General features: G+C 33.2%; 14 protein-coding genes and 1 tRNA gene. 12 read left to right on the plus strand and 3 right to left on the minus strand.

Going from position 1 to position 20,963, the window contains the following annotated elements; translation table 11 throughout:
- The 6 genes from HQN85_RS01505 to HQN85_RS01530 all read left to right on the plus strand — a co-directional run bounded on the left by HQN85_RS01505 (position 1) and on the right by HQN85_RS01530 (position 13,085).
- Positions 1-2,382: an ABC transporter permease gene (locus HQN85_RS01505; RefSeq protein WP_173268581.1), complete on the plus strand. Its 2,382-nt coding sequence runs from the start codon at positions 1-3 to the stop codon at positions 2,380-2,382.
- Positions 2,383-2,454: 72 nt separating this feature from the next.
- Positions 2,455-4,827, plus strand: coding sequence for an ABC transporter permease (locus tag HQN85_RS01510; protein WP_173268582.1), 2,373 nt, complete (start codon positions 2,455-2,457; stop codon positions 4,825-4,827).
- 74 nt (positions 4,828-4,901) lie between these two features.
- Complete coding sequence (locus HQN85_RS01515; RefSeq protein ID WP_173268583.1) at positions 4,902-7,298, plus strand: ABC transporter permease; 2,397 nt, start codon at positions 4,902-4,904, stop codon at positions 7,296-7,298.
- Positions 7,299-7,384: 86 nt separating this feature from the next.
- Complete coding sequence (locus HQN85_RS01520; protein ID WP_173268584.1) at positions 7,385-8,068, plus strand: ABC transporter ATP-binding protein; 684 nt, start codon at positions 7,385-7,387, stop codon at positions 8,066-8,068.
- Between the two features lie 42 nt (positions 8,069-8,110).
- Positions 8,111-10,531, plus strand: a complete 2,421-nt coding sequence (locus HQN85_RS01525; protein ID WP_173268585.1) for an ABC transporter permease — start codon at positions 8,111-8,113, stop codon at positions 10,529-10,531.
- A gap of 82 nt (positions 10,532-10,613) precedes the next feature.
- On the plus strand, positions 10,614-13,085 hold the full coding sequence (locus HQN85_RS01530; protein WP_173268586.1) for an ABC transporter permease: 2,472 nt from the start codon (positions 10,614-10,616) through the stop codon (positions 13,083-13,085).
- Positions 13,086-13,088: 3 nt separating this feature from the next.
- On the opposite strand, the gene HQN85_RS01535 is transcribed toward HQN85_RS01530, so the two are convergent.
- Complete coding sequence (locus HQN85_RS01535) at positions 13,089-13,301, minus strand: hypothetical protein (RefSeq protein WP_173268587.1); 213 nt, start codon at positions 13,299-13,301, stop codon at positions 13,089-13,091.
- A 134-nt stretch (positions 13,302-13,435) separates the two neighbouring features.
- Between HQN85_RS01535 and HQN85_RS01540 the strand changes: the two genes are divergently transcribed.
- The 6 genes from HQN85_RS01540 (at position 13,436) to HQN85_RS01565 (ending at position 19,435) form a co-directional block, all read left to right on the plus strand.
- Positions 13,436-14,239: an ABC transporter substrate-binding protein gene (locus HQN85_RS01540; RefSeq protein ID WP_173268588.1), complete on the plus strand. Its 804-nt coding sequence runs from the start codon at positions 13,436-13,438 to the stop codon at positions 14,237-14,239.
- A 351-nt stretch (positions 14,240-14,590) separates the two neighbouring features.
- Positions 14,591-14,672, plus strand: a tRNA-Leu gene (locus HQN85_RS01545).
- Between the two features lie 140 nt (positions 14,673-14,812).
- Positions 14,813-16,159: a trigger factor gene (tig, locus tag HQN85_RS01550; protein ID WP_173268589.1), complete on the plus strand. Its 1,347-nt coding sequence runs from the start codon at positions 14,813-14,815 to the stop codon at positions 16,157-16,159.
- Between the two features lie 300 nt (positions 16,160-16,459).
- Positions 16,460-17,146: an ATP-dependent Clp endopeptidase proteolytic subunit ClpP gene (clpP, locus tag HQN85_RS01555; RefSeq protein ID WP_173268590.1), complete on the plus strand. Its 687-nt coding sequence runs from the start codon at positions 16,460-16,462 to the stop codon at positions 17,144-17,146.
- Between the two features lie 71 nt (positions 17,147-17,217).
- Positions 17,218-18,456, plus strand: a complete 1,239-nt coding sequence (gene clpX / locus HQN85_RS01560; RefSeq protein WP_173268591.1) for an ATP-dependent Clp protease ATP-binding subunit ClpX — start codon at positions 17,218-17,220, stop codon at positions 18,454-18,456.
- Positions 18,457-18,574: 118 nt separating this feature from the next.
- Positions 18,575-19,435 (plus strand): AMP nucleosidase, encoded by an 861-nt coding sequence (locus HQN85_RS01565; RefSeq protein WP_173268592.1) that lies wholly within the window; start codon positions 18,575-18,577, stop codon positions 19,433-19,435.
- Between the two features lie 28 nt (positions 19,436-19,463).
- On the opposite strand, the gene HQN85_RS01570 is transcribed toward HQN85_RS01565, so the two are convergent.
- Complete coding sequence (locus tag HQN85_RS01570) at positions 19,464-19,844, minus strand: hypothetical protein (RefSeq protein ID WP_173268593.1); 381 nt, start codon at positions 19,842-19,844, stop codon at positions 19,464-19,466.
- A gap of 1 nt (position 19,845) precedes the next feature.
- Positions 19,846-20,910 (minus strand): tetratricopeptide repeat protein, encoded by a 1,065-nt coding sequence (locus HQN85_RS01575; RefSeq protein ID WP_173268594.1) that lies wholly within the window; start codon positions 20,908-20,910, stop codon positions 19,846-19,848.
- Positions 20,911-20,963 lie beyond the last annotated feature (53 nt).

Genomic DNA, 20,963 nt, shown 5'->3' on the forward strand with positions numbered 1-20,963 from the left:
ATGTTTAAATTAAATACAAAAATCGCATTGCGCAACCTTTGGAAAAACAAAGGCTTTTCTTTAATAAATATTGGTGGCTTGGCTATTGGTTTGGCATCTTGCTTAATGTTGTTATTGTATGTGAATTATGAATGGAGTTACGATAAGCAATATAAGGATGTTGACAATATTTATTTGGGTAAACTTAATTTAAAGTTTAACGGAAATGTAGCTACAACCGGAGCTTTACCTTACAAATTAGCAGGTGCTGCATTGCAGGAAATTCCGGGCATTAAAGATGCAAGTAGAATTTCTATGGAACAAGGCAATAAATTGTTTAGTAATGGAGAGAATAAGTTCAAATTAAAAGCTCAGTATGTTGATGTTTCTTTTTTAAAAATACTCAGCTATTCTTTTATTTATGGCAATGCTACAACTGCCTTAAGTGATCCTGGTTCAATTGTTTTAACCAATTCTGCCGCTAAAAAGTTATTCGGGAATATTAATCCGATGGGCTTAAGTTTAAAATGGGATAATTTAAAAAATGTTAAAGTTACTGGTGTAATAGAAGATCTTCCTAAAAATCAGAGTTTACAATTTGAGGCTTTGCAGCCTTGGTCGTTTTTTGAACAATTAAATCCAGAAGTTAAAACTGCAGGGTGGGGAAGTATTGATTGTTTAACACTGTTTACGCTGAAAGATAATGTTTCACTAACTACAGTAAATGCAGCTCTGAAAAATTTCATCGTTGCTAAAGAGCCAGAACTTAAGTCTTATATATACGAACCATTTCTATTTCCTATTGCTAAAACACATTTATATAATGAGTTTCAGAACGGAAAAATAATTGGAGGTAAAATAGATGAAGTAAAGTTATTTTTATTTCTAGCAATTATTGTGCTTTTAATCGCTACCATAAATTATATGAATCTTTCTACCGCTCGCTCAGAAAAAAGAGCAAGAGAAGTCGGTGTTCGCAAAGCTTTAGGTTCTACCAGAAAATCAATAATGGGGCAATTTATCATAGAATCATTATTAATTTCCTTTTTTGCGATGTTATTTGCCTTCGCTCTTTTAGAATTATCGCTTCCATACTTTAATAATCTTTTAGACATTAATATTGAAATTAACTATTCATCTTATTTATTTTGGTTAACACTTTTAAGTTTAGTTTTAATTACTGGATTTTTAGCAGGTAGTTATCCAGCATTTTACCTCTCGTCATTTATTCCTGTTAAGGTTTTAAAAGGTTTTAAAAGTAGTGCAGCTTCATTCTCCATTCGTAAAGTTTTGGTGGTTGTACAGTTTAGCCTTTCAATTTGTATGATTATCAGTGCTATTTTTATTTATAATCAAATTCAATTTTTAAATGATAAACCATTAGGATTTGATGAAAATAACATGGTTCAACTAGATTTAGAAGGTGAACTAAAAAATCCTTCCAAATTAGAATTATTTAAAACTCAATTAATAAAAGATGGGGCAATTGTTTCTGCCTCTGAATTTGCAAGTCCATTTACAAATAATGGCTCTATTACTGGCGATATAAGTTGGCCAGGCAAAGCGATAACAGACAAATCTATACTTGATTATAGAAGTATTGGATTTGATTTTTCCAAAACTATTGGTGCAAAAATAATTGCAGGGAGAGATTTGTCTCCAAAATTTACAGCAGATACTAGTACATCAATTCTTTTAAATGAAGCAGCAGTAAAACTGATGAGTTTAAAAAATCCTGTTGGTACTATTATAACTTGGGGCGATAATCCTCCATTAACAGTTGTGGGTGTAATTAAGGATTATTTTAGTGTGGGTTTAGGTAAATTGGTTACGCCCTGTATATATTATTACAACATTAAAACAAGCGGTGTACTGTTGTTAAAGTTAAACCCAAATCAACCATTAAACTTATCATTAAACAAGGTAAAAAATATCAGTCAACAGATAAATCCAGCTTATCCAGCTGAAATTAAATTCATTAGTGAAGGAATGGCAGAAAAGCTAAAAAGTGAAAGGCTTTTAAGTGTGCTTTCAAATCTATTTGGTGGTTTTGCAATTTTCATTTCTTGTTTGGGTTTATTAGGATTGGCCTTGTATATGGCAGAACAAAGGAGTAAAGAAATCAGCATTAGAAAAGTTTTAGGCGCAAATATGAGTGATATTTTAGTGCTGTTAAATAAGAATTTTTTAAAGCTGGTATTGATATCAAATGTAATTGCTATACCGCTAGCTTATATACTAGTTAATAAATGGTTGCAGAAATACGATTTTAAAATAGCAATTAATTATTGGCCGTTTGTATTGGCTTTGTTAGCGTCTGTTTTTATAGCAGTACTAACTGTGAGCTTGCAAACCTTTAAAGTAGCAAAAGCAAACGCAGTTGATGCCTTGAAATACGAATAGATAGTTAAAAGTTAGGAGTTTCAGGTTAAAGACCTAAGCTCATAATTCGAAACTCACAACCTATAACACATTATGTTTAAACTTAACTTAAAAATCGCCCTACGCAACCTTTGGAAAAACAAAGGAATTACAGCAATAAATGTTGGAGGATTAGCCATTGCTTTAGCTGCATTTATCTTGGTAATGTTATATGCTACTTATGAAACTAGTTTCGATAAAAAACTTCCAAACTATAAAAATATTTATTTGGTAGGTAGAATATACCCAGATTTTAAAACGAATTACACTGCTCCGCCGTTGGCTAAAGCAATTAAACAGAATTTTGGTGAAGTAGAAAAAGTTGGAGTTACGAAAGCAGCTGGTTTCGAATTTGCTTTATCAAAAGATGCTCAAGTTTTTTTTATGAAAAACTGTTTGATTCTAGATTATAATGCAGCGCAGATGTTTGATCTTAAGCCAAGTGGCGGCTTAACCGAACCACATGCAGACAATAGATTGATGTATGTAAATAATGAGGGAATGAAAATCCTTTTTCCTCACAAGAAAGACAACAAACCAGAAATTGTTGCAGTAGGAGGGAAATCTTCAGGCCAAACGGCAACCATAAGTGGTACAATTTTAACCAACCCGCAATCTAACCTTACATTTGATGGTGTAGCCATAGCTAAAGAATTAGATACTTATCTGGATTATGGTTACAACAACTACAACACTTATATCCAGGTAAAACCTGGAACAGATATCGAAAATCTGACATCTAAAATAACTTCATTATATAGAAAAGAATTACTAAAAGGAGAAACCGATCAAAGCACGATTAATGAAATTAAGGCAATAAATGTTTTTTTAGATCCTTTAAAAAACCTTCATCTTAAACCAAAAGCCGGAAATGACGCGAACTATAAAGTGTTAATTGCCATCTCTGTATTGGGATTTTTGATTTTGGTTATTGCTGGCATTAATTTTACGAATTTAAGCATAGCACAAGCTACTAAAAGAGCTAAAGAAGTTGGTGTAAAAAAAGTAATGGGTGCGTTTCGTTTGCAATTAACCACTCAGTTTCTATTGGAGATTTTCATGCAATGTTTTGTAGCCACCTTACTAGGATTAATTTTAGCTGAGCTCGTTTTACCTAAGTTCAATTCCCTTTTTATGGTCGATTTAACCATATGGCGATTTGAAAATAACTTGTTTTGGCAATTAATACTAGTACTAATCTTTATTACCATTGTTGCAGGATTGTATCCATCATTGGTTTTATCAAAGTTTAATCCGGCTGCGGTTTTAAAAGGTAATTTTTCTACCACTAAGAAAAGCTATTGGTTAAGAAACGGATTATTAGTAATGCAATTTACCATTGCTGTTATTTTTATTATTGGATTGTTAACGATCAATTCACAATTAAAATACATGCGCACACAAGATATTGGCTTTAATACCAATCAAGTGGTTAACATAAAAAACCTTACCTATTTTAATACGGCAAAAGATTTTGAACCACTTCGTGAAAAGGTGTTAAAAATTGAAGGTGTAAAATCAGCAACAGTGGCTTCGGAAATTCCTGTGGGTGCAGAGAATGGGTCAAATAGTTATAGTATTGAAGGACAAGAAGCAAACATAGAATTTCTAGATGTTGATTTTGATTATTTCGAAACCTTAAACATTAAAGTAAAAGAAGGTAGATCATTCTCAAAAACCTTTAATGCAGATACAGTTAATTCTGCAATTTTAAATGAAAGTGCCATTGCAAAGTACAACTTGAAAAATCCAATTGGAAAAATAATTAGAGGTTGTAATACCGATTATAAAATTGTTGGGGTGATAAAAGATTTTAAAACCCAAGGCTTTCAAGAAGCTGTAAAACCAACAATATATGCCATGAAAAATCCATGTGGAAATAGCAAAACCCAAATTTTGCTAAAAATAGATGAACAGTACATGACATCTGCGTTGGCAGCTTTAAAATCGCAATGGCCTACCATAAATAAACGAGATGGTGAAAACTTTAGATATGAGTTTCTAGATGAACTTTATGGTAAACTTTTCAAAAAACAAGAGCAACTTCAATCGGTATTTTTTGTAGCTGCGCTAATTACAATTTTCATTGCTATCCTAGGTTTATATGCCTTTGCCAAATACATCACCAATGGTAGAATAAAAGAAATCGCAGTGCGAAAAATCCTAGGTGCAAACGATATACAAATCTTTAAATTAATCAATACTTCGTTTTTTGTAATGGTGATCATAGCCAATTTAATTGCTTGGCCTTTAGCCTATATTTTAATAAAAAAATGGTTAGCAACTTTTGCTTATCGGATAGATATACCAATGTTACCTTTCGCTCTGAGTGCATTTATCACAATTTGTTTAACAGTAATTACAGTAAGTATTCAAGCTAAAAAAGCAGTAAAATCAAACCCGGTAGATGCCTTAAAATACGAATAAGAAAATAAGTAAAAGTTAAGGTTTTCAGGTTAAATACCTGGGCACGTAACTCATAATCCAAACTATAACACATTATGTTCAAATTAAACCTAAAAATTGCCCTAAGAAACCTTTGGAAATATAAGGGCTATACTATAATAAACATTTTTGGCCTTTCAATTGGTTTAGCAAGTTGTATCCTCATCTTTATTTTTGTGAGATACGAAACTAGCTATGACAAAGATTTTGCAAATAGCGATCGCATTTACAGAGCAGTTACTGAATGGAATTATACAGATGGAAATGAGGATTATTCTCAGGGAGTCCCACTTCCTATGGGTCAGGCATTACGTAACGATTTTTCTCAATTCGAGAAAGTAGCATCTATTCAACACGATGGTGGAACTATAAAAATTAAAGCAGAAGTTGGTAAATCAGATATTAAAAAATCTGAAGATGTATATTATGCAGAACCAAGTTTTTTCGAAATATTTAAGCACAAATGGCTGTACGGAAACCCAAATCAATCTTTAGGTGCACCTAATCAGGTGGTATTAACAGAAAAAGTAGCAACAGATTACTTTGGAGATTGGCATAAAGCTATCGGAAAAAGCATTAATTTGGATAATAAAACAGATTTTAAGGTTACAGGTATTATTAAAGAAAATGGACCTAACAGCAGCTTTCCCCTCAATATTATATTAAGCTATGCAAGCTATCAAAATAGAAATTTAAAAGAATGGGGCTCGGTGTCATCAAATTCAGAGTGTTATGTATTGCTTAAACCGGGTGTTACTATTAATCAACTTACAGGTCAACTTCAACAATTCATTAAGAAATATGAACATGATCCTAACGCACCAGGCAAAGTAGGTCATCAGTTTCAACCGTTAAATGACATTCATCATAACGATAGATATAGCAATTTTGCAGAAGTAACTACACCATATAAACAATTATGGGGAATTAGTATCATTGGACTTTTCTTGTTACTCACTGCATGTATCAATTTTATTAATTTAGCCACAGCACAAGCTATTAGTCGCTCAAAAGAAGTTGGTGTACGTAAGGTGATGGGCAGCAGACGCAAACAATTAATCACGCAATTTTTAAGTGAAACCTCCTTAATTACACTAATTGCTTTGTTAATTGCATGTGTATTAACTGAATTAGCACTTCCAGGGATGGAAAGTCTTTTCGGAGCGAATGTTTCTTTCGAATTGTTCAGTCATCCTATTGTTTTTGTATTCCTATTTGGATTGTTAATTCTTGTAAGTTTTTTAGCGGGATTATACCCAGCACTAATTATGTCTGGTTTTAGCCCAGCCTTAGCAATTAAAAATAGAGTAAGCACAGCAAATGCTGGTGGAGTAGGGCTACGTAAAACCTTAGTGGTAGTGCAATTTGCAATTACAGCAATATTAATTGTTAGCACCTTAATTATTATCAAACAAATGAGCTACATCCGTGATAAATCATTAGGGTTTGATACAAAAGCAATCGCCATTATAGAAATACCAAGAGATAGTATTAGTCAATTAAAATTTGAAACAGTTAAAACGCAAATTCTTTCAAAAAAAGGAGTAAAGAATGTATCATTTAACAGTGCTCCACCTTCATCGGGTAGTAATAACGAAACAAGCTTTACCTACAACAGTTCTAAAACTGCCGATTTTCAAGTAAACACAAAAGTAGCTGATGACAAATATTTTGATACGTTTGGCTTATCCATAGTTGCAGGAAGAATATTGGCTAAAAGCGATACAGTTAAGGAATTTGTAGTAAATGAAACATTACTTAAAAAATTAAATGTAAAAAATCCAAATGATGCTATAGGCAAAATATTAAGTTTATGGGGGTCGAAAGGACCAATTGTGGGAGTTGTGAAGGACTTTAATAATTACTCTTTGCACGATGAAATTGCTCCAATAGCTATTTTCTCTCGTAAGAATAGATACAATACAATTGCTGTAAAACTTGAGGCGAAAGATCTAGTTAATACCATGAAAGAGATTGAAGCAACATTCAATGCTAACTTTCCTGATTATGTTTATGAAGCAGATTTCTTAGATGATCAAATTACAAATTATTACCATACAGAGCAAGTAACCGGTACACTATTTAAGGTTTTCGCAGGTGTAGTCATCTTCATTTCATTTATTGGTTTGTTTGGTTTAATCTCCTTTATAGCAACGCAAAGGACACGTGAAATTGCTATTCGTAAAGTTTTAGGTGCATCAAATATTGAACTCATAAAAATGCTGAATAGTTCATTTATGTGGATGGTTTTAATCGCTAATATGATAGCATGGCCAATAGCATATATCTTCATAAAAGAATGGCTGTCAGGTTTTCAATACCGAATTGAGCTAAGCATTTGGCCATTTGTAGTTGCCATGTTTATTTCAATGACAATAACACTCATAACAGTAACATTGAGGTCTTACAGAGCAGCAAAAGCAAATACAATAGATGCATTAAAATACGAATAATTTAAGCAGAAAGACCAAAGATAAAAGAGCAAGGATTAAAGATTTCAGTCTAAATACTTTGTACTAACTACTAAATACCCAAAAAAATGATTGAACTTAAAAACATAGAAAAATATTATGCCAATAAAGGTGTAAAAAGCTACATCTTACGCCATGTAACAACAAGTATTAAGCAAGGCGAATTTATTTCCATTATGGGACCATCAGGTGCCGGAAAATCGACTTTGTTAAATATTTTGGGCATGCTCGAAGAACCAACATATGGCGAATATCATTTTATGGGAGAAGATGTAACCGCAATGAACGAGCGAAAAAGGATAGAGTTGTACCGTAACCATATTGGTTTTGTATTTCAAGCGTATCATTTAATTGATGAAATGACAGTTGCAGAAAATATTGAAGCGCCTCTATTATATAAGAAAATTCCAGGAGCAGAACGTAAAAGTCGCATAGCAGATGTATTAGATCGTTTTAATATGGTGGCAAAAAAGGATCTATTTCCAAATCAGCTCTCTGGCGGACAACAACAATTAGTTGGTATTGCAAGAGCTTTAGTTGCTCAGCCATCTATTATTTTGGCAGATGAACCAACTGGAAATCTACAATCTGCACAAGCTGAGCAGATCATGGATTTGTTTAAAAAGCTAAACGAAGAAGAGGGGATAACCATTTTACAAGTAACACATTCAGAAAAAAATGCACAATATGGCAATCGAATTTTAACCATAGAAGATGGAGTAATTAAAGAAGACGTTTCGGTTAATAATTAGCGGTTAAACCAACGAACCAAACATCCAAAAAACCAACCAACCATGTTCAAACTCAACCTAAAAATCGCCCTACGTAATTTATTTAAAAACAAGGGGTATGCAGCTATAAACATTGGCGGATTAGCCATTGGTTTAACAGCGTTCGTGCTTTTATTATTGTTTGTAAATCACGAAGCAAATTATGATAAATGGAGTCCGGAACTAAAAAATGTTTACCAAGTTAGAGAATACCACGATTTTTTTACACCCGATAACAAACAATATTGGCAACAAATAAACGAATCCAGAATTGCTGGAGTGCTAAAAGAAAAAGTACCGCAATTCAAATATGTAACTAAAGCAAGTAGAGGTTGGGGAGACGGATATTCCATAAAAATTGATAGAAATGCTCCTGTGATAGTCAAAGATATTGTTGATGCAGATTCACTATTCTTCAAAGTATTTCCTTATCAATTTATAAATGGAGATGGATCAACAGCGATGAATGAACCTAACACCATTGTGTTAAAACAGAGCGTAGCCATTCAGTTATTTGGTACTGATAAAGTAGTAGGTAAACAGTTAAAGTTAGTAAGATGGAGAAGCGACGAAGGAAATCTGATGACCATTACTGGCGTAGTTAAAAATCCATCTGCATCAGAAAGCTTAGCATTTACTGCCGTTATACATACTGGAGAAAGAGAAAAAGACCCAGATCAAATTAGCAGTTCAAACTATACAGGGATTTACGCTAAAACAGAAAAGCAAATAGACACCAATGTATTAAACAAAACACTATTAAATGTATACACAGATTATAAAAAAGCCTTATTAAAAGCTAGAGGAGAAACTTTTAACGATTTTTATAAAGCTAAAAGCAGAAAACCAGGTCTAAAGGTGCTGCCCTTAAGTGAAGTATATTCAAACCCATCGTTTTCAGAGAATTGGTTAGATAAAATAAAACCCATTATAGCACTTTCTATCTTTTTGCTAATTATTTCTGTCATCAACTTTGTGAACTTAGCTACAGCCCAATCAGTTCAACGTGCCAAAGAAGTTGGCGTAAAAAAGGTGTTGGGAGCCTATAAAAAGCAATTGGTATTACAATTTTTAATCGAATCGGCAATCCAAACACTTAGTGCTTTATTTATAACCATCATATTGGTAGAGCTTTTATTACCATCTTTTAGCAGTCATTTTGATGTGCAACTTAGCTTTTGGCATAGCAATCATCTCCTCCCAATTATAGCTCAACTATTTGGTTTATTTGTATTCATTACCCTATTAGCAGGTTTTTATCCAGCCATAATTCTAGCAAAATACAATCCTGTTAAAGTATTAAAAGGAAATTACGAAAGTAGTTTTAAGGGTATGGCCTTAAGAAATGGTTTAGTAGTATTACAATTCATAATTGCAGTAACCTTTATTATTGGCATTGGTGTGATGTACAAACAAAACAGCTACATGGCCAACAAGGATTTAGGTTTTGATAGAGATAAACTTATAAATATTTCCACAAATTATGATACCGACGATCCATTTGTAGAAAGCGTAAAACGAATTGCTGGTGTAAAATATGTAGCAACCACCACCCAAGTAATGGGCAATACGTTCAATACGCCAAGAGAACTTACTTTCAATAATCAAAAATTCGATATTAATGCAGTTACTGTTACCATGGATGCACTTCCCGCACTCGGCGTAAAAGTAATAAGCGGAAGAATTTTTGCCAAAGAATACGCACAAGACACCATTAATTCAGTAGTAATAAACCAAGCAGCTGCTAATTTATTGGGCAAAAATTTAGTTGGTAAAACGTTTACCAGTGGTTCAAATAAGGATGTTTTTCAAATTGTTGGTGTGATTAAAAATTACAATAACGAAAGCTTCGAAAAAGCAGTGTTACCAACCATTTATAAAGTTACCCATTTAGGTGGCTCTTCAAACACCAACAATTTACTAGTTCGTTTTGATAATGACCATTATCAATCAGCAATAAAAACAATAGAAGCAGAGTGGAAGAAAGTATATCCAGATTTTCCGATGATGTATACTTCTGTAGAAGATTCCTTTCAAAAGGAACTAAAACCATCCCTGCGATTAATGCAAATTGTAGTCCTTTTTAGCGTTATTTCAGTTATTCTATCACTACTTGGTTTGTTCGCCCTATCCACATTCATGGCAAAAAGAAGAACCAAAGAAATAGCCATCCGTAAAATATTAGGCGCATCAAATCTAGAGCTCATTAACATGTTAAATCGATCATTTCTAATCCTAGTCATTATCGCAAACTTAATAAGCTGGCCAATAGCATTTATTTTAACGCGTAAATGGCTCGAAGGATTTGCGTACAGAATTGAAATGCCATTTTGGCCCTTTGCAATTGCAACCTTAACATCCGTAATAATAGCAATACTTACGGTTAGTCTACAAGCTAGAAAAGCTGCGGTAAATAATCCTGTCGATGCTTTAAAATACGAATAGAGATGACCTAACCAACCAACAAACTAATTAATAAATACTAGTGGAGATGTAAACTAATCAACCAACAACTAACCAACAAACTATGTTCAAACTTAATTTGAAAATCGCTTGGCGAAATCTTTGGAAAAACAAAGCATACAGCGCCATTAATATCTTTGGCTTAGCAGCTGGTTTAGCCGGATTTATGATCATCCTACTTTACATTAATAAAGAAACCGGATATGATAAGTGGAATCCAGATTTAAAGAGAACGTACATAGTCGCGGCAGATTTCACTAAAAATGGCTCTGAAAACAAGGGTTCCAAAATAAAAGGATTACTTTCTAATGTGATTACTGAGCAAATTAGTGAAGTAAATGCAGTAAGTATTGGAAATATAGAAGGGAGAAAATTAGATGTTAGGATTAAAAAAGAAGATAAAGAGAATAGCACTCAATTTGAATATGCCAGTGTAGACAGCAATTTCTTTAAAGTTTATCCATTGCAAGCCTATTATGGCAAAATGGAAGATATTTATCTAGATCAAAATTTCATTGCCATCAGTTACACTGCAGCCGAAAAAATGTTTGGAACAACAGATGTGTTAAATAAAGTTCTGATAAACAATAGAGGTGTAAATGCTCCAGAAGCTTCATTAGTAATTAAGGCAGTTTGGGACGATAGAAAACAACCTTCCTCATTTGGTTTTGATTTAATTTTTAAAGAGAACCTCGATGAGTACGGCAACCAATTAGCAATGACTCCGTTTACTACTATTTTTAAATTAAAAGATGGAATGGACCAAGAAAAAACTATCCAAAAAATTAATGATGCCTATATCATCGCCTTCGCAAAAATGCAAAGCGGAAATAGTGATGCTAATTTTAGCCCGACAAAAAGTCAAGCACTTAAAATTTTAAACGAAAAGGAAGGAATTACTGCCATTAAATTAATTACAGAACCTATTGCTAATCTTAATTTGAGCAGTTTTTATACTTCAAACCCTAAGCAAACAACCATTTATATATTGTGTGCGCTGGCCTCATTTCTAATTATTATTTCTTGTATTAATTACACAAATCTAGCCTTAGTATTGGCACAAACCAGAGCCAAAGAAGTAGGTGTAAAGAAAGTTTTAGGCGCATTTAAATCGAGTTTAATACATCAGTTTTTCTCTGAAACAGGAATTCAATGCATTATCTCATTTCTATTAGCTTTAATTTTTGCCGAATTGATTTTGCCTCAAGTCAATCAAATTTTGTCGGATAATTTAACCCTGTTTGGTACTAAAGACGTTTGGCTAATCTTAGGGCAAGTAACACTTATTTTAATTGGTATAATGTTATTGTCAGGAGCATATCCAGCTCTGGTTTTAGCAGGATTTTTACCTGCTAAAGTACTAAAAGGCAACTTTTCTAGCTCAACTCATATTGGTAGTTTAAGAAAAGTTTTAGTGGTATTTCAATTTACAGTGGCTATTGCCTTAGTTATAAGTTTTGGAGTTATCTATGCGCAATTAAACTTTATGAAGCAGAAAGACTTAGGTTTAAAGAAAAACCAACTTATGTCTGTGAGAATTGCAAAATATGAAACCAGACATTTAAACCCAGCAGGTTTTGAAGGAATTAAGAATAGATTATTAGCTATTAAAGGTGTAGAAGATGTAACAAGGGCTACCGAACAACCAATAAACGATTCTGGCTTTTCTGATGATATTACATTTAACAATACAACACTTAGTGTAGAATCTAGATTTATTGATCCAAATTACTTTGAAACCATCGGAGCAAAAATAATTCAAGGCAGATCCTATAATTATAATCTCTTGTCTACAGACTCTGTGCAAAGTATAGTATTAAATGAAACCGCTGTTAAACAACTAGGTCTAAGTAAAACTGATCATCAAATATCTATTACTAGAAACGGTGATAAGGTAAAAGTTAATGTTGTTGGTATAGTAAAAGACATCCAGGCCTATGGTTTTGATAAGGAAATTATGCCAACTGCTTATTTGGTAAATGATTATCCAACACATTGGAGAGCAAATGTTATTTTCCGTTTAAGTACACAAAATTTACATCAAACAATGGCCAACATTAAAGCCGCTTGGGCAATAATAGATACTGGAGCACAACCAAAATTTGTGTATGCAGATGAAGTTTTTGCAAAAATGAACAATAGCTACGAAGTAAGCGAAAAGATAATCTTCTCTTTTGGAATAGTAACACTTATGGTTTCAATTTTTGGACTTATTGGTTTTGCAGCATTTAATGCTAAAATGAGAATAAAAGAAATCGCAGTGCGAAGAATTTTAGGAGCCACAACTACATCTTTATTGAAACTGTTGAATATAGGTTTTGTGAAACTAGTAATAGTATCTATGCTATTAGCAGATGTTTTGGCTTATATCTATATGCAAAAATGGTTCAATGAATTTGCTTATCGCATTCCTATGCCATTTGGTATTTTTATAATAGTAAACCTATCCATTATCCTTCTAACTATTTTAACCGTAAGTTGGCAAAGCATCAGAGCAATTAAAGAAAATCCAGTAAAAGCACTTAAGTACGAATAAAAATCAAGTTGCAACTACGCACTGCAAGGTTGTAGCCAGCACTTGCAAAGTTGTACCTACGACCTGCATACTGTAAACTGGCAACTGCATACTGTAAACTGGCAACTGCATACTGTAAACTGGCAACTGCATACTGTAAACTGGCAACTGCATACTGTAAACTGACAACTGCATACTGTAAACTGACAACTGCATACTATAAACTAACAACTGCATACTGTAAACTGGCTACTGCATACTGTAAACTGGCAACTGCATACTGTAAACTGACAACTGCATACTATAAACTGACAACTGCATACTGTAAACTGGCAACTGCAAATTTGTAAGTAAACACCTACCTTTACCAAATGCAGAGAACCTTCACAGATCAGCTTGGAAATGAGATAACATTCAATTATCCACCTAAAAGGATTGTTTCTATTGTACCATCGCAAACCGAATTATTGTTCGATTTGGGTTTAGATGAAGAAGTAATCGGTATAACCAAATTTTGCATCCATCCGATAGAAAAATTTGCTTCTAAAACTAAAATTGGCGGAACCAAAAAACTCCTCCTCGAAAAAATCAGAGATTTAAAGCCCGATTTAATTATAGGTAATAAAGAAGAAAACACACAAAGTGAAATCGAAACGTTAATGCAAGAATTTCCCGTGTGGATGAGCGATATCCATAACTTGGAAGAGGCACTGAAAACCATTACTGAAATAGGAGAGTTGGTTAATAGACAGCCCGAAGCCGCCTATTTAAATCACCTCATTCATACAGGCTTCACAGATTTACAAACCCTAGCTGTCTCCAAGAATATCCATCAAAGCGTTGCCTATCTAATATGGAAAGACCCGTACATGTTTGCTGGTAGAAACACCTTTATAGATGATATTTTAAGAAAGATAGGTTTAAACAACGTAATAGAACAAAGTCGATATCCAGAATTTAGTCTAACAGAACTCCAAGCTACCAACTGTAAACTGATTTTCCTTTCTTCAGAACCCTATCCTTTTAAAGAACAACATATAAAAGAAATAGAAGTAGCTTTACCAAATGCAAAAGTAAAACTAGTAGATGGAGAAATGTTTTCGTGGTACGGAAGTAGGTTGATTAAGGCGGTAAATTATCTTTTTCATTTACAAGATGAATTAGTTCAATCGTGATATTAGTTAATTTGATTGGGCGTTTAACAACCGAAAATAGCATTACTGTCACTTATTTATAAACGGGATTGAAGGGAAAATCCTTTTGTCATGCTGAGCCTGTCGAAGCACAAAAGATTGTAGCACAAAGCCCGACTAACTTTGATAAACTCAACAGAAATTGCTTTTCAGATCTGTTAATCTCTCAAAATTAACTAGATAGAAATAAGTAACAACTCTCTCCATTTAATCATCTTAAGCTTATGAACGTTTTAACCTTAAACCCTTATGCCTAATAATCAAAAATAATTTATCTTAATTTTGATTATTGATGCAAAACGCTATCTTTGCAATCCAAAATAAGTCCTAACTGCGGATGTGGCGTAATTGGTAGCCGCACCAGACTTAGGATCTGGCGCTTCACGGCGTGGGGGTTCGAGTCCCTTCATCCGCACAAACAAATGAAGCCGTTCCGATGCAAGTCAGAACGGTTTTAATTTTTAAAGACATTGATAAGAAATTAAATGTAAATCGATATGTACTTTGAGCTCCTAATTAGGTCTCAAATCTCATATCTCCATACTCAAATTAAGAATGAACATCACACAGGAAAAAGTTGACGATTTAAATGCAGTAGTAAAAATTACTATTGCACCTGAAGATTATAGCCCAAGAGTAGAAAAAGCACTTAAAGAGCAAGCTAAAAAAGCAAATCTACCTGGTTTTCGTAAAGGAATGGTTCCAGTTGCCCACATGAAAAGAATGTATGGCAAAAGCATTTTAGTTGAAGAAATCAACAATATGTTAAGCGAAAATTTATCTAAACACTTAACAGATAACAAAGTTGAAGTTCTAGGTCAACCTTTACCAGTAATGGATGATACCAAAGAATTTAAGTGGGATAATACAGACGAATTTGAATTTAACTACGAATTAGGTTTAGCACCAAAGGTGGATGTTGAAATTACATCGAAAGATAAATTCACAGCATACAATGTGAAAGCAGATAACGAAACGTTAGAAGCTCGTATTAAAAACATCCGTAAAAGCTATGGCAAAATGACAAATCCTGAAGTTTCGGCAGAAGGTGATGTGCTTTATGCTGATTTGGCACAACTTTCTCCAGATGGAGCAATTTTTGAAGGTGGAATTGCAAGCACAGGTTCTATTCGTTTAGATTTAGTTACTGATAAAAAGATTTTGAAATCTTTAGTAGGTTTAAAGAAAGATGATGTGTTTGAATTAGACATTCAAAAAGCTTTTGACAACAATGAAACAGTAATTGCGAAATTGTTAAACATAGGCGAAGAGGATGCAAAAGATTTGAAATCGAAGTTTCAGGTAACGGTTAAAAATGTAAATCGTTTAGAAGAGTCAGATTTAAATCAAGAGTTCTTTGATAAAATATTTGGTGAAGGAGTAGTAAGTGATGAAGCTGGTTTTAGAGCTAAAATTACTGAAGAAATTGAAAGCATGTTTAAGCAAGATGCAGATCGTAAATTACAAAACGATATTTATACACAACTTACTGAGCAAACTAAAATGCAGTTGCCTGATGAATTTTTACGTAAATGGCTAAAAGCTACTAACGAAAAATTAACTGACGAAGAGTTAGAGCAAGGGTATGCTGATTTTGCAAAGAACCTTAAATGGACTTTGATTGAAAACAAAATCATTACAGATAACGAAATTAAAATTGACTATAAGGATGTATTTGAAACTGCTAAACAACGTTTAGATGCGCAGTTTAGAATGTACAGCCCACAACCAATGCCAGAAGATCAGTTAGCACAATACACAACTACCTTCTTGCAAGAAAAAGAAAATGCAAATCGTATTTTCGATGAGGTTAAAGCATTAAAAGTATTCGAATACATACAATCGGTAGCAACTTTAGATAAAAAAGACATTGACTATAACAAGTTTATAGAGATGAAATAATTACTAAGGCTTGTCATTTAGAGCGAAGTGAAGAATCTCTCATTGGGATGCTTCGTAAACACAGCATGACAACGCTATCATGAGATATCTTTTTAAGAGCAGCTTTTTTAGCTGCTCTTGCTTTATCTAATGGTTGGTTAATCATTGCCTATCTACTCAAATGCAAGCTTTAAAAGAAGATTGCATATAACTGACCAATATTTGTTCATTTATTGGAAGTTTTAAATAATTTAGCAATGGCTATCAACGTTAAAACCAAACCAAAAATAGATAAGCTTACAAAAAGAAATATTATATATCATGAAAATAGATAAAGAAGAATTTAGAAAATACGCAGTTAAACATCATAGAATTAACGGATTAAATGTTGATCGTTATATTGGTGCAACTAACAATTCACCAAAATCAATGACACCTTATATCATTGAAGAACGTCAGTTAAACGTTGCACAAATGGACGTTTTTTCACGTTTAATGATGGATCGTATCATCTTTTTAGGAGATGCAATTTATGATCAGAATGCAAATATCATTCAAGCTCAATTGTTGTTCTTACAATCAACTGATGCCAACCGTGATATTCAAATTTACATCAATTCGCCAGGTGGTTCTGTATATGCAGGTTTAGGTATTTACGATACTATGCAGTACATCACGCCAGATGTGGCAACAATTTGTACAGGTATGGCGGCATCAATGGGTGCGGTTTTATTAGTTGCAGGTGCAAAAGGAAAACGTGCTGCATTAACACACTCAAGAGTAATGATTCACCAACCATCTGGTGGAGCACAAGGTGTGGCTTCAGATATGGAGATTAACTTAAGAGAAATGTTAAAATTGAAAAAAGAATTATACGATATTATTTCTACTCACTCAGGACAAAGTTACGAATGGGTAGAAAAAGCTTCAGATCGTGATTACTGGATGAAAGCTGATGAGGCTAAAAGTTTTGGTATGATTGATGAAGTTTTAGGATCAACAAAGTAATTAATCAGTTCACAGTTTTTGGTTGCCGGTTTAAAACTGATAACTGAAACTGGGAACTAAGAACTGAAAAAATGGCTAAACAAAATAAAGAATCGCGTTGCTCTTTCTGTAACTCTCCAAAGCAAGAAACTTTAATGCTTATTGAGGGTTTAGATGCATACATTTGCGACAAATGTGTAACGCAAGCTAATGTTTTACTTGCCCAAGAATTAGGTAATAAAAAAAGTAAAGCATTCGATGAATCGTTTAGGTTGTTAAAGCCTGCTGAAATTAAAGCGCACATCGATCAATATGTAATTGGTCAAGATGATGCTAAGAAAGTGCTTTCTGTAGCGGTTTACAATCATTATAAACGTTTAAGTCAGAAAATTGACAAGGATGAAGTAGAGATTGAAAAATCTAACATAATGTTAGTTGGCGAAACTGGTACGGGAAAAACATTATTAGCTAAAACAATTGCTAAAATTTTGCATGTGCCTTTCTGTATTGTAGATGCAACGGTTTTAACCGAAGCTGGTTATGTTGGAGAAGATGTAGAAAGCATTTTAACTCGTTTATTACAAGCTGCAGATTATGATGTAGCATCTGCTGAACGTGGTATTGTTTATATTGATGAAGTAGATAAAGTAGCTCGCAAGAGTGATAATCCATCAATTACCAGAGATGTATCAGGAGAAGGAGTACAACAAGCCTTACTTAAAATTTTAGAAGGTACAGTTGTAAATGTTCCACCACAAGGAGGAAGAAAGCATCCAGACCAAAAAATGATCCCTGTGAACACTAATAATATTTTATTTATTTGTGGAGGGGCATTTGATGGAATTGAACGTAAAATTGCAAATCGTTTGCGTACACAGGCTGTTGGTTATAAGGTAAAAAAGGATGATGTAGATTTAGATTTAAAAAATCTTTACAAATACATCACGCCACAAGATTTAAAAGCTTTTGGATTAATACCTGAATTAATAGGTCGTGTGCCAGTTTTAACCCACTTAAATCCGTTAGATATTCAAGCATTACGTAATATTTTAACAGAACCTAAAAATTCGTTATTAAGACAATACACCAAGTTATTTGAATATGAAAATGTAAATCTTCAATTTGATGACGAAGTATTAGATTTTATTGTAAATAAAGCAATGGAATATAAACTAGGGGCAAGGGGATTAAGATCAATTTGCGAGGCAATTATGTTAGATGCGATGTACGATACTCCATCTGATGAAAGCTTAAAAGAATTGCATATTACATTAGATTATGCGATAGAAAAATTTGAAAAAGCAGATTTTAAAAAGTTAAAAGCAGCATAAATTAAATCCTCTAGAAAATCTAGGGGATTTTTTTTAACCATATCATCCTTAATTAATAGCCTAAACAACTATTAATTATAGGAGAAAATTTAATACATTTATAAAAAGGAGTACAAATATGAACGAAGAAAAAGACGTAAAAAAAGACGCATTAGTTGGTAAAATAAAGAAAGTAAAAGAAGTAGAAACTCCGGTAAAATCAGGCTTAAAATCTAAAGATGATATTGTTAAAAACTGGTTGCCACGATATACTGGTAGACCGTTAGAAGAATTTGGTAAATATATTTTATTAACCAATTTCAGTAAATACTTGACCATGTTTTCCGAATGGAATGACAATGCACCGATTATGGGCTTAGATAAACCTATGCAAAGCGTAACCGCAAATGGAATAACTATCATAAATTTTGGTATGGGAAGTCCGCTTGCAGCAACTATGATGGATTTATTAACTGCTATTACACCTAAAGCAGTTTTGTTTTTAGGAAAATGTGGTGGTTTAAAAAAGAAAAATCAATTGGGCGATTTAATTTTACCAATTGCAGCCATTAGAGGAGAAGGAACCTCAAATGACTATTTACCTGCAGAAGTACCAGCGTTACCATCATTTGCTTTGCAAAAAGCGATTTCTACTACTATTAGAGATCATTCTAGGGATTATTGGACAGGAACATGTTATACTACAAACCGCAGAGTTTGGGAGCACGATAAAGAGTTTAAAAAATACTTAAAAACTTTACGTGCAATGGCAGTAGATATGGAAACTGCTACGATTTTTACTACTGGTTTTGCTAATAAAATTCCCACTGGTGCATTGTTATTAGTTTCAGATCAACCGATGATACCAGAAGGCGTAAAAACTGCAGAAAGTGATAGTGCTGTAACAACTAATTACGTAGAAACACATCTTAAAATAGGAATTGATTCGTTAAAACAGTTAATTAATGGTGGATTAACGGTTAAACATTTGAAGTTTTAAGAATGGACTAATTAACTAATTTCATTAGTTAATTAGATTTTTTCTTTTTGATCTTTGGGATTTTTCCAATCCGAGGATCATTATTCTTAATCATCTCACAGATTTTAATTGCTTGTTCTTCAAAATAAGCATCAGCAGAAGATAAGATTTGCCATCCAGTTTCTCCATCTCCTAATAAGGGAATAGACGTTATTGATGGCAAATCTTTTCTTAAACTTTCATGATGATCTTTACTTGTTGCAATCCAGATCCCATTACTTTCTAGAGCTTGGGGTTTATCTCTCAATGCTAATACAATTTTATGGTGTACATAAAGTGTTGACACGCCAAACATTGATTTGATTTCAATCTCTAATGGATAAAGATAATCAAGTACAAAATCGAATGGAAGTTTCTTGCCTAAGCTCATTTTATTTTGGCCATTTATAATTAGAAGACCAAGCCGCAAATTCGTTAAGCTTAGGCTGATTATCTTGAAAATATTTTGTTACCTCTGGTTTTTTTAAGGAAGCAAAAACAACATGAGCAAACATTTCCGAATATCCTTTTTCTTTAAGCTCTAAAAAATAGGGCACATAATAATCCCATAAAAAGCCATAATTTTCTTTTTTGCTTGTTGCAAGAGCAGCACAAACGATGTCGAATTTTCTAGTAAAACGTTGAATTTCGCTTTCATTTTTAAAATCAGCGCCATTATCTAATGCAGCTGCCATTGATAACATCAAAAAAGTAGTGCCAAATGTATTTTCTTTAGGTTTTTCACCTTTTTTAGAATCAGTTAATAAGTTTGAGGGGATAGAAATATTTACATTTTTATCGCCATTTGTAGTTACGCCACCCTTCATTATTTCTTGAACTTGCGTAAAATTTGATGATGCTCTACTACTTACTGGTTCAAGCGTAAAAAATCTCCAATAAGCAAGAAGAGCTCCAATCGCGTTATTTTGCTCTTTTAATGTTAATCCCATTACATGGTGAGAACCTGGATGATCTGGATTGAGTGTAGCAGCTTTTTGTAAAGATAATAGCGCTTCCTCGCTTTTCTTTAAAGTACGTAATGTTACTGCTTTGTTGAAATATAACATCTGATAAGTAGGAAATAATTTAATTCCTGCATCATAAGCAGCAACTGATTCAATAGATTTATTGACCATATCGAGTGCATTACCGTATGTAACGTACAATGTTTGGAGCTCATTGCCAGTTTTATGCTTTGCTAAAGCAATTTCCGATACTTTGATGCATTCTTCATATTTTTTTTGAGCGAGTAAGCTGAATGCTTTTTCAGTTAAAGCAAATAAATTATCCTTATCTAGTGCTAAAGCTTTATCATATTTTGCAATGGCATTATCATACTCAGCCTTATCATGGAATGCAATTCCTTCATCAACAATTTTTTCTGCCTCAACTTTGTTTTGAGCAAATGATATAGTCCATAAGAGTGGAAGTAAGAGTGTTAAAATGATTTTTTTCATAAAAGTTTTTTTAAGATGATGCAGAAAAGTGGCAGTTTTCACAAATTGTGGAT

This window comes from Pedobacter boryungensis, from assembly GCF_013204825.1.
GTDB lineage: Bacteria > Bacteroidota > Bacteroidia > Sphingobacteriales > Sphingobacteriaceae > Pedobacter > Pedobacter boryungensis.